A 10,435-nucleotide genomic window follows, 5' to 3' on the forward strand; every position below is an offset into this window, starting at 1 on the left:
GCCGGCTCAAAACCGGGCCGGGGTTCAAAACCGGGCGCGGGACCCGGATCTTCTGGCCCGGGACCCCGCTGCTGCTGGGCACCGGGGAATCCACGCGGCTCGTGCCCTTCGCTTTGCACAGGCGGCCGGCGGTGCAGTGAAGGACCTTGGGGCACTTCTGGTACCCGTGGACTGCGTCTGCTGTGGCGTGGAGGACACGGTCTTGTGTTCCTCGTGCGCGCGGCGGCTCCGCGCCTTGTGCCGGCAACCCTTCCGTGCCGAGGCCCAGGCGCCGTCCCTGGTCGGCCTCGATGGTTCCGTTCTCCTGCCGGTGGTGGCTGCCGGGCCGTACCGGGACGAGCTCGCACAGGCCGTGCTTTCGTTCAAGCATCATGGCCAGGGCCGGCTGGCCGGAGCCCTGGCCGTCTGCATGGCGAATGCCGTGTCTGCTGCCACCGGAGGCCGGCAGGGTTTCTGCCTCGTGCCCGTGCCCACGAGCGGGGCGGCCTTCCGTCGTCGCGGGTTCAGCCCTGTGCACTTGTTGCTGGGGTCCCTGCGCCGCCGCCGGGCGCTTCCCGGTACCGACATCCTCGATGCCCTTTCCAAAGTGCCTCCGGCCTTTGCCCCCGGATCTTTCGGTTTCCTGCGCAAACTGCCCGCCAGATGGGCGGAGGCCGTGCTTGGGCGGTCCGGCCCAGGCTCAGGGGGAGGGCAGAAGGGACTCGGGCAGGGCGAGCGGGCCCGCCGCGTCCGAGGATCCATGCGCGTGCGGCAAGGACGCATCTCCCGCCGTCTGCAGGGACAGCAGTGCCTCATCATCGACGACGTCCTCACCACCGGAGCCACACTCGCCGAGGCAGCCCGCGCCGTGGAGGCAGCGGGCGGAATCGTTTGCGGGGCGGTGGTGCTCGCCGCTGCCCGGCCGCCGGCCCACGGGGAAGACTCCGCGGCCGGGGCGCCACCACAGCGCGGACGACTCAAACAAAATTTAAGTGACGAAAGGGTGAATTACCCGTGGTGATGAACTAACGTCGGTTATGGGTACCAAGAACAGATGTACCTGTCGATAGCGGCTCGGAAAGGGGCTCGACTGTCAGTCAGATGAGCCCCCAATCAACGTCGCTGTCGTGTCACCTGAGTAGTTTGGAGGGCACCATGGAGTTCATGATCAGCGGACGAAATCTGACCGTTTCTGACCGCTTTCGCGAATACGCCGGCGAGAAAATCTCGAAGATTGAATCGCTCGGGGACAAGGTCCAGCGCGTCGACGCCAAGGTTTCCAAGGAGACTAATCCACGCCAGACTCCGGGCCAGCTCACCGTTGAAGTGACAGTCCTGGGCCGCGGCCCCGTAATCCGTGCAGAGGCCAGTGCCGCTGACAAGTTTGCCGCCTTCGATCTGGCGTACAACAAGCTGCTCGAGAGACTCCGCCGGGCAAAGGACAGGAAGAAGGTGCACCACGGGCGGCACACGCCCAAGGCGGTCCGTGAAGCAACGGCCACCCTCGAGCCCGCAAGCACGAGCGAACCCATCTACGTAGCAGCCGGCAACCACCAGGAGCCAACGACGCCACCAGCGGAAGCTTCGCCCTACGACATTGAGAACGACATCCCTGCAGGCGATTCCCCCGTCCTGATCCGGCGCAAGGTCTTCCCCGCGGCGTCCCTCACTCTTGATGACGCAGTGGACAACATGGAACTGGTGGGACACAACTTCTACCTGTTCATGGACAAGGCAACCAACACGCCGTCGGTGGTCTACCGCCGTCGTGGCTGGACTTACGGTGTGATCACCCTTGACGCCACCTGCGAACCGGGGGAGGACGCCGTGGAAGAAAAGATCCACGCATACCGTTCGGACGATGAGGCAGCCACCGCATAGGCTGACCATGAACCTCCGATGAAAGGACTGGCATGACCGCTTCGCTGAGTCTGTCTCAGGCACGGCGGATCGCATTGGCAGCCCAAGGACTGGAAAAGGAACGGCCCGCCGGCCCCGTGACCCCACGGGCGGTGGGCCGTATCTTTGCCAGGATGCAGCTGGTCCAGATCGACTCCGTCAACGTCCTGTCCCGGAGCCACTACCTCCCTTTCTTTTCCCGGCTCGGAAACTACGACCGCTCCATCCTTCACGCCATGGCCGGCCGCAGCCCCCGCCGGATGATGGAGTACTGGGCTCACGAGGCCAGCTACATCCGCCCCCAGCATTTCCAGGACTTGGTCCTGTGGCAGAACCGTACGTGGGTGGGAGCCCACAATATGGATCCGGACGTTCGGGAAGTCATGGCACGCCGGATCCTGGCTGCCCTGGCCGCGGTTCGGCCCATGACCGCTACTGAGCTCACCGCCCATCTGGGCCACGAGGAAGACAAGCAACTCGACAACTGGGGCTGGAACTGGAACATCGTCAAGAGGGTCCTGGAACACCTTTTTGAGCAAGGGCTCGTGACGGCGGCTTCGCGGACCGAACAGTTCGAACGCCGTTATACGCTGACGTCGCGGATTCTACCGCAGCCGTCCGCCACGGACGCCAGTCCCGAAACGGGCCCGGACACCGGCCTGGACGCGGGCCTGGACGCCGCGTCGGCAGCCATGGACCGGCTCATTGATGCCGCCGCCGAGGCCCACGGCATCGGCACCGTCCGCTGCTTTGCGGACTATTTCCGGACCCCAGCGAAAGCGGCGGCCCCCGCTGTCCGGCGGCTCATCGACACCGGTCGCCTGGAAGCAGTGACGGTACGGGGGTGGGACCGGCCGCTGTACCGTCACGCCAGCGCCAGGCTGCCCCGGGCAGCCACGGGAAGGGCCCTGCTCAGCCCCTTCGACCCGCTGGTCTTCGAACGGCGGCGTTTGGAGGAACTGTTTGGATTCCACTACAGGATCGAGATCTACACCCCGGCGGCCAAAAGGCGCTTCGGGTACTACGTGTTGCCGTTCCTCCTTCGCGAAGGCATCGTGGCACGGGTGGACCTGAAGGCCGACCGCGCCGCCGGGCAGCTGCTGGTGCGCGCGGCGCACGGTGAGCCGGACGCTCCGGCGGACACCGCCGTCGAGCTTGCCGCCGAACTGAGGCTCATGGCCGATTGGCTGGGACTCGGCGACGTTGTGGTCTCACCGGAAGGTGACCTGGCGATGGCGCTCGCAGAGGAAACCGCCCGGTTTTGAGCTCTCCGCCGTCCGTGCGGCCGGCCAGGAACCCGCCAGTCCGCTCTCAGGGGAACCACGCAGCGTGGCCTTCGTCTCTCCCGTAGACTGAAACCGCCAGAATTCGGCAGCTTGAGACTGGGAGCAATTTCACGTGGCATCAATTATCGAAAAACTTCTCCGCACTGGCGACAAGAAAACCTTGAAGCAACTGCGGAACTATGCCGATTCCATCAATGCCCTGGAAGACTCCTTCAAGACGTTCTCCGACGCCGAACTGCGCGAGGAAACGGACAGGCTCCGCGCCCGCCACCAGGACGGCGAAATGCTCGAGGAACTGCTGCCCGAAGCCTTCGCGGCCGTCCGGGAAGCCTCCTCACGCACCTTGGGCATGCGCCATTTCGACGTCCAGCTCATGGGCGGCGCGGCCCTGCACCTGGGCAATATCGCCGAAATGAAAACTGGTGAAGGAAAGACACTCGTCGCCACAGCCCCGGCCTATCTGAACGCGCTGACCGGCAAAGGCGTGCACGTTGTCACGGTCAACGACTACCTCGCCGATTACCAGTCCGAGCTCATGGGCCGCGTCTACCGCTTCCTGGGCCTGAGCAGCGGCTGCATCCTGTCCAATCAGGATCCCTCGGTGCGCCGCCAGCAGTATGCGGCGGATATCACCTACGGAACCAACAACGAGTTCGGCTTCGATTACCTCCGCGACAACATGGCCTGGGACAAGAACGAGCTTGTCCAGCGCGGCCACAACTTTGCGATCGTCGATGAAGTCGACTCCATCCTCATCGATGAGGCCCGTACGCCACTGATCATTTCCGGTCCTGCCCAGGGCGACACCAACCGCTGGTACAGCGAGTTCGCCAAGGTCGTCCTGCGCCTGCAGCCGGACAAGGACTATGAGGTAGACGAAAAGAAGCGCACGGTTGGCGTGCTGGAGGCCGGCATTGAGAAGGTCGAGGACTACCTTGGCATCCAGAACCTCTATGAATCGGCCAACACCCCGCTCATCGGCTTCCTCAACAACGCCATCAAGGCCAAGGAACTGTTCAAGCGCGACAAGGACTACGTCATCCTCGACGGCGAAGTGCTGATTGTCGACGAACACACCGGCCGCATCCTGGCGGGCCGCCGCTACAACGAAGGCATGCACCAGGCCATCGAGGCCAAGGAAAACGTCGAGATCAAGGCCGAGAACCAGACGCTCGCCACCGTGACGCTGCAGAACTACTTCCGCATGTACAACAAGCTTGCCGGCATGACGGGCACGGCCGAGACCGAGGCCGCCGAGTTCATGAGCACCTACAAGCTGGGTGTCGTGCCGATCCCCACCAACCGGGACATGCAGCGCATCGACCAGTCTGACCTCGTCTACAAGAACGAAATCGTCAAGTTCGAGGCCGTGGTCAGGGACATCGCAGAACGCCACGAGGCCGGGCAGCCTGTCCTTGTCGGCACCACCAGCGTGGAGAAGAGCGAATACCTTTCCGGCCTGCTCGCCAAGGAGGGCATCCGCCACGAAGTCCTCAATGCCAAGAACCACGCGCGGGAAGCTGCCATCGTGGCCCAGGCCGGCCGCAAGGGCGCCGTCACCGTGGCCACCAACATGGCCGGCCGCGGTACCGACATCATGCTGGGCGGCAACGCCGAATTCACGGCCATTGCCGAACTGGCCAAGCGGAGCCTGGATCCGGAAGATAACTCTGAGGAGTACGAGGCTGCCTGGCCGGCTGCGATGGAAGCCGCCAAGCAGGCCGTCAAGGACGAGCACGAGGAAGTCCTGAATCTCGGCGGACTCTACGTGCTGGGCACCGAACGGCACGAGTCCCGCCGCATCGACAACCAGCTCCGGGGACGTTCCGGACGCCAGGGCGACCCCGGTGAGTCACGTTTCTACCTGTCGTTGACGGATGACCTGATGCGCCTTTTCAACTCGGGCGGGGCGGAGCGTCTCATGAACAGCTCCGTGCCCGACGACGTGGCTCTTGAGTCAAAGCTCGTTTCGCGTGCCATCGCCTCGGCCCAGGGCCAGGTGGAGGGCCGCAACGCAGAACAGCGCAAGAACGTCCTGAAGTACGACGACGTCCTGAACCGCCAGCGTGAAGCCATCTATGGCGACCGCCGGCGCATCCTCGAAGGCGACGACCTCCACGAGAAGGTCCAGTACTTCCTTGAGGACACCATCAACTCGCTCATTGACTCGGCGACATCCGAGGGCACAGGCGATGACTGGGACTTCAACCAGCTTTGGTCCAACTTGAAGACGCTGTACCCGGTCACGGTGACGGCCCAGGAAATCATCGACGAAGCCGGTGGCAAATCACGTCTCACCGTCGACTTCCTCAAGACCGAACTGCTGTCCGACGCCCGCCTGGTGTACCAGGCCCGCGAGGAGGCCATTGGTTCGGAAAGCATGCGTGAACTTGAACGCCGGGTTGTGCTCTCGGTTCTCGGACGTAAATGGCAGGAACACCTCTACGAGATGGACTATCTCAAGGAAGGCATCGGCCTGCGTGCCATGGCCCAGCGCGACCCGTTGGTGGAGTACCAGCGTGAAGGCTTCACGATGTTCCAGAGCATGATGGAAGCCATCCGAGAAGAAAGCATCGGCTTCCTCTACAACCTTGAGGTGGAAGTTACCCCGGCCGAGGACGTTGTGGTTGCGGACGATACTCCTGCGGGCACCCACACCGAACACCACGAGCCGCAGATCCGGGCGGCAGGACTGCAGGCCCCGGAAAAGCCGGCCCAGCTGCAGTACACGGCGCCGGGTGAGGACGGCGCCAGCCAGACGCGCGTTGAGGGCCGTTCTTCGGGCCGCTCGGGCAATCCGGCCAAGGCGGCCGCGCAGGACCAGCGCAAGGCCGCGAAGAAGAAGCGACGCTGAGCGGCCTGAAACATTCATGATGCATAAGGAGAGGAACCGGACCAATGTCCGGTTCCTCTCCTTATGCATTGTCTGGCGTGGCCGTTGGGAGCCTCTTCAACCGATCTCCAGCGCTGTCACCTTCCATGCTTCGTCGCTGCGCTCCAGCCGCATGGCGACGGCCCGGGACCTGTTCTCCTCGGCAACAACCAGTGTGGTTTCGTAGATGCTTTCCGTGATGGCACATGCATGCACGGATCGGACAACCGGACTGCGGTGGAGCCTCTGTCCGTTGCGGGAGCGGGCGGCATGCACCCGGGTGAGCGCCGCACGATGCTGCAGTGAACTAAGGCAGTGCGGGTCCAGGGAACGGGACAGTTGCTGGACGGGGCGGGTGCCTGCAAGAACCTCGATCGCCGCCTGCGCCAGGCCTCGGGCGATGGCATGGATGTCGGTTGTCGGTGGGACTGCAGGACGCACGGTACCGTTCGCCGCTCGGATTGCTGATACTGCGTTCATGGCTATTCCTCGGGTGCTTGTGGATGGATGGTCAGGTTGTGGCGGGTGGCTGAAGGATCTGCCCAGGCAGTAGTGCCCCGGGGTTTTCGCCGATGAGGGCGCGGTTGACGGCATACCATTTGGGCCAGTGCAGGGCGATGTCCATGTCGCTGGCCATCGGGCCCAGTTGCCGGGCCGCAATGGACCAAAGGGAGTCGCCGGCAGCCACCACGACTTCGCCCCCATTGTGGGTCGCTCCCTGGCCTGCGCGCGGCGCGCGGACGCCGAGCGGACCCGGATCCGGGACAGGCTCCCGGGGCTGCCAGCGTGGTTGGACCGTGCCGGACCCGGCGTCCGAAGACGTTTCAATACGGCCGGCTGCCCACTGCGCGGCCACTGGGGCTGAAAACGACTGTCCCGACGTCGAGTGCCACGCCGCCTCCAGCGGCCCGCTTGAGGCGTTGGCCAAGGGGATCCCGAGCAGGTTGATTCCCAACAGAGCTACGGCCAGTCGCCGCATAAAGGCCGGACTGAACTTCGCGGTGGCCGCGGCCGGGCGGATCCTCCCGGTCTTTTGCAGTGCGGCGGAAACGAGTGCCAACAGGAGCGAAAGAAGCCACCAGGCCACCACCCCCAGCCCGGCGGCCGTAACGACAATCCCCAGCAGATCTTCAAACAGGAACAGCTGGCGGCGGGCAGCAGAGGAAGCCCAGCGAACTGCCAGGATCCGGCCTGTCCCCAGGAGCACCATCCCAAGGGCCAAAATGGCGGCCGCAAGGATCGCGTCATGCCGGGCAGTTCTTGCGGTCTCTTCCATTTCAGTACCCCTTCCTAGATTTTGATGCAATTTGATGTTGTTTGATGACTGATGGTTCATTTTGAACATACCATTCATGATTTGTCTAGAGCTTTGACAATCTCTTCACTGAATTGACCGGCAGGAGGAGCGCGCCTACGCTGGCGCCATGCGATGGGATGCCCTGTTTGACGATCTGGAAGCACAATTTGCGGCGGAAAACCGCTTGGGGCATGAAACGGAGATTTCCGAGCGGGCGCGGATTGAGACCGCCGGCGTTGAACTGAGCGACCGGCTCCGTGGATCTGCAGGCAGCCAGATCGGCGTCGTGCTGGGTTCAGGAACCTTGGTCCGTGGCGGACTGGCCCATGTGGGCAGCGAATGGCTGGTCCTCAACGAGGGCATGCATCAGTGGCTGGTTCCGTTTGCCGCGGTCGCTTCCTACCAGGGCCTGGGCAGGCTGGCGCAGGGCGTGCGCTCCAAAACGGAGGTGAAACTGGGCCTGGCCAGCGCGTTGCGGGGCCTGGCCAGGGACCGGGTCGAACTGGCCGTGCACTTGATCTCCGCGCCGGGCCGGGAGCAGCAGCTGGGCGGCGTCATCGACCGGGTAGGCCGGGACCATTTTGATCTGGCCGTGCTCGCCCCCGGTGAGGTCCGACGGGCCGGCAACGTCTCATCCGTGATGACGGTGCCGTTTGCTTCGCTCGCGGCCTTGCGCTCTCTTCGTACAGAGAGAATGTAGCCTTGGGGCCGGCAAGCCGCCGGAGGCTATGAGGTCTTGGACTTCGCCTCTTCAATCATGCGGCTGGCCTCGGCGTACCGTTCCTCGATGTATTGCTCCAGCATCTTCTCTTCGACACGCCACTGACCCCGGCCGCCAATCTGGATGGCTTTGAGTTCGCCACTGCGGACAAGGGCGTATGCCTGCGGCGAGTTGATCTGCAGTTGTTCGGCGACATCCGCCAGAGTCAGGAATCGGGGCATGTCCCCATTTTGCCACTGATACGGCCACTTGCTGCGGTTATCCACAGTTTGACTTCATTTGCCGTTCCTGACTTTTGCGCTCGGCGGCTTTGACGTAAGAATGAGGGGTCCTGCCGGTCAGTGGCCGGAGCCAAGCAGATTGGGGAGCAGCAAGCATGAGTCTGAGCACAACGGCCGCGGCGGCGCGACTCAAGAAACCATCATGGAAAGACCCCCGGCTCCTTGTTGGGGTACTGCTCGTGCTGGCATCCGTGGCTGGAGTGACCGCGATTGTCGGAACGGCGGACCGGACCATCCAGGTCTACGCCGCGCGCGAAGCGATTGCTGTGGGCCAAAAGGTGACCGAGCTGGACCTTGCGGTGGTCAAGGTCCGGCTGGACGACGTCGAATCCGGCTACGTGACGGTTGAGTCCGGCCTGGCCGACGGCCAGGTGGCCATACAGCGGATTGCCAAGAACCAGTTGGTGCCCCGGGACAGCCTCGGCTCCGCAGATGCCCTTGACCGCAAGCCGGTTGCCATTTCCTTGGAGGAATCCCTGCCGGCCCAGGCAGTAGAGGGATCCCGCGTGGACGTGTGGGTTGCCCTGCCGGATGCACGCAACGCCTTCGCGGAACCCCGCCTGCTTCTGCCAGGCGCTGAGATCGCCCAGATCACTGAAGGGTCGACGGCGCTCGGCGCGTCCAAGACGACTGTGGTGCTGGTCCTTGTCACGGACGAGCAGATGCCCAAACTGCTGGGAGCCCTGGCAAACAAGGCCAAGGTCTCTGTCGTGTGGAACCCCTCCGGGACCGGCAAATGAGCATCCCCGTCGTTACGGTCGGGCAATCGCAGGAAGATCTCGTCGGTGGCCTGGAGCGGCTCCACGGCCCGGTCACGGTAGTTCGGCGATGCGGTGAACTGACAGAGCTTCTGGCCGCGTGCCAGAGCGGTCTGGCGAGGGCCGCAGTCATCGCCGAAGGAAGTGAAGAACTCACGGCCTCCTTGGTGGACCGGCTCGCAGCCGTCGGCGTATCCATAGTGGCCTTGACCGATGACGCTGAGGAAGCATCCAGGCTACGCGGCATTGGCGTAGTGCCGGCCCTTCGCGGCATCGACCCCCCAGCCCTGGCTTCGAGGATTTCCGATGCCGTGGACCTGCTCTCCGGGCGGAATCCCGGGCACGCCCACCATCGGAACACCGGTTTCGCTGACACGGCGGCTGAAATGCAGCAGATCCCGGCCGTCGGGGAATCTGAGCCGGTGCCTGCCGGCCAGGGCCAGATCATCGCCGTCTGGGGTCCCACGGGAGCTCCTGGGCGGACACTTGTAGCCACCAACATCGCCGCTGAACTCGCGGCTGAGGGGAAGTCCGTGCTGCTCGTGGATGCGGACAGCTACGGGGCAAGCATCGCAGCAGTCCTGGGCCTCCTCGATGAATCCGCAGGACTGGCACAGGCTTGCCGGCTCGCCGACCAGGGGCTGTTGGACACCGCGGCTTTGAAAAGGATTGCGACGCCGGTGTTCACCAAGGCCGGCGAATTCCGGGTCCTCACTGGCATATCGCGCGCCGACCGCTGGACAGAGCTCCGGGCTGCCGCGCTCTCCTCGGTGCTGGAACGGGCCCGTGAGATAGCCGACGTCGTCGTCGTGGACGCGGGCTTCTGCCTCGAAGCGGACGAGGAGCTCAGCTTCGACACCATGGCGCCGCGGCGAAACGCTGCAACCCTTCGAAGCCTGGAAGTTGCAGATACTGTCTACGCCGTGGGCTCCGCGGACGCAATCGGCGTTCCCCGTCTCGTCCGTGCGCTGGCTGAACTTGAGCTGGCGGTTCCGCAGGCGTCGCCACGGGTGGTCCTGAACAAGGTCAGGCCTTCGTCCGCAGGGCGGTTGCCGGAACGCCAGCTGGCGGATGCCTGGGACCGCTATGGCCCGGGTACGGCGGTGGATGCCTACCTTCCGGCTGATTTTGACGCTTGCGATGCCGCGCTGCTGTCGGGCTCCGTTTTGTTTGAGGCAGCGCCCGCTTCTGCACTCCGTCGTGCCATCGCGGACCTGGTCTGTGCACCTGTCCAGCAAAATCGCAAATCCTCTGTACTTTCTTCCAGGGCGATGCGCCTCCTTAAGCGTTAGGCTCGCCATGTGGGCTGCAAAGTCGCAGCAATCAACGTGTATGGAGGCGT

The 10,435-nt window shown here is 64.1% G+C and carries 10 protein-coding genes; 7 read left to right on the top strand and 3 right to left on the bottom strand.

Annotated elements, in window-relative coordinates:
* Positions 1-202: 202 nt before the first annotated feature.
* The 4 genes from J1902_RS02330 (at position 203) to secA (ending at position 6,018) form a co-directional block, all read left to right on the top strand.
* Entirely contained in the window at positions 203-1,000 is a 798-nt protein-coding gene (locus tag J1902_RS02330) for a ComF family protein (RefSeq protein WP_307794348.1), read from the top strand.
* 134 nt (positions 1,001-1,134) lie between these two features.
* Positions 1,135-1,860, top strand: coding sequence for a ribosome hibernation-promoting factor, HPF/YfiA family (gene hpf / locus J1902_RS02335; protein ID WP_207614654.1), 726 nt, complete (start codon positions 1,135-1,137; stop codon positions 1,858-1,860).
* A 32-nt stretch (positions 1,861-1,892) separates the two neighbouring features.
* A complete protein-coding gene (locus J1902_RS02340; protein WP_207614655.1) occupies positions 1,893-3,143 on the top strand; it encodes a winged helix-turn-helix domain-containing protein in 1,251 nt (416 codons plus the stop codon).
* A gap of 133 nt (positions 3,144-3,276) precedes the next feature.
* Complete coding sequence (gene secA / locus J1902_RS02345; RefSeq protein WP_207614656.1) at positions 3,277-6,018, top strand: preprotein translocase subunit SecA; 2,742 nt, start codon at positions 3,277-3,279, stop codon at positions 6,016-6,018.
* A 96-nt stretch (positions 6,019-6,114) separates the two neighbouring features.
* Here the strand turns inward: secA and J1902_RS02350 are convergent, their stop codons facing one another.
* Positions 6,115-6,516 carry an Rv3235 family protein gene (locus J1902_RS02350; RefSeq protein WP_242701508.1) on the bottom strand — a complete coding sequence of 134 codons (402 nt, stop codon included), beginning with the start codon at positions 6,514-6,516 and terminating at the stop codon, positions 6,115-6,117.
* A 31-nt stretch (positions 6,517-6,547) separates the two neighbouring features.
* Positions 6,548-7,312, bottom strand: coding sequence for a LysM peptidoglycan-binding domain-containing protein (locus J1902_RS02355; protein ID WP_207614657.1), 765 nt, complete (start codon positions 7,310-7,312; stop codon positions 6,548-6,550).
* A gap of 148 nt (positions 7,313-7,460) precedes the next feature.
* Here J1902_RS02355 and J1902_RS02360 point away from each other — a divergent pair, with 148 nt between their 5' ends.
* The gene (locus J1902_RS02360) at positions 7,461-8,033 is read left to right on the top strand and encodes a hypothetical protein (RefSeq protein ID WP_207614658.1); all 573 of its coding nucleotides are present in this window, start codon (positions 7,461-7,463) and stop codon (positions 8,031-8,033) included.
* Between the two features lie 26 nt (positions 8,034-8,059).
* Here J1902_RS02360 and J1902_RS02365 read toward each other — a convergent pair whose 3' ends face one another.
* Positions 8,060-8,275: a helix-turn-helix domain-containing protein gene (locus tag J1902_RS02365; protein ID WP_207614659.1), complete on the bottom strand. Its 216-nt coding sequence runs from the start codon at positions 8,273-8,275 to the stop codon at positions 8,060-8,062.
* A 155-nt stretch (positions 8,276-8,430) separates the two neighbouring features.
* On the opposite strand from J1902_RS02365, the gene J1902_RS02370 reads away from it, so the two are divergent.
* Positions 8,431-9,075: an SAF domain-containing protein gene (locus J1902_RS02370; RefSeq protein WP_207614660.1), complete on the top strand. Its 645-nt coding sequence runs from the start codon at positions 8,431-8,433 to the stop codon at positions 9,073-9,075.
* The gene (locus J1902_RS02375) at positions 9,072-10,385 is read left to right on the top strand and encodes a CpaE/TadZ family protein (protein ID WP_207614661.1); all 1,314 of its coding nucleotides are present in this window, start codon (positions 9,072-9,074) and stop codon (positions 10,383-10,385) included. The genes J1902_RS02370 and J1902_RS02375 overlap by 4 nt, the downstream gene beginning before the upstream one ends.
* The last annotated feature ends 50 nt before the right edge of the window (positions 10,386-10,435 follow it).

It is taken from the genome of Arthrobacter cavernae, from assembly GCF_017368795.1.
Classification (GTDB): Bacteria; Actinomycetota; Actinomycetes; order Actinomycetales; family Micrococcaceae; genus Arthrobacter; species Arthrobacter cavernae.

Excerpts from the sequence above, each read along its gene's own strand:
- J1902_RS02365 (WP_207614659.1), bottom strand. The coding sequence starts at position 8,275 with ATGCCCCGATTCCTGACTCTGGCGGATGTCGCCGAACAACTGCAGATC.
- hpf (WP_207614654.1), top strand. The coding sequence starts at position 1,135 with ATGGAGTTCATGATCAGCGGACGAAATCTGACCGTTTCTGACCGCTTT.
- J1902_RS02360 (WP_207614658.1), top strand. The coding sequence starts at position 7,461 with ATGCGATGGGATGCCCTGTTTGACGATCTGGAAGCACAATTTGCGGCG.
- J1902_RS02375 (WP_207614661.1), top strand. The coding sequence starts at position 9,072 with ATGAGCATCCCCGTCGTTACGGTCGGGCAATCGCAGGAAGATCTCGTC.
- J1902_RS02370 (WP_207614660.1), top strand. The coding sequence starts at position 8,431 with ATGAGTCTGAGCACAACGGCCGCGGCGGCGCGACTCAAGAAACCATCA.
- J1902_RS02355 (WP_207614657.1), bottom strand. The coding sequence starts at position 7,312 with ATGGAAGAGACCGCAAGAACTGCCCGGCATGACGCGATCCTTGCGGCC.
- J1902_RS02350 (WP_242701508.1), bottom strand. The coding sequence starts at position 6,516 with ATGAACGCAGTATCAGCAATCCGAGCGGCGAACGGTACCGTGCGTCCT.
- J1902_RS02340 (WP_207614655.1), top strand. The coding sequence starts at position 1,893 with ATGACCGCTTCGCTGAGTCTGTCTCAGGCACGGCGGATCGCATTGGCA.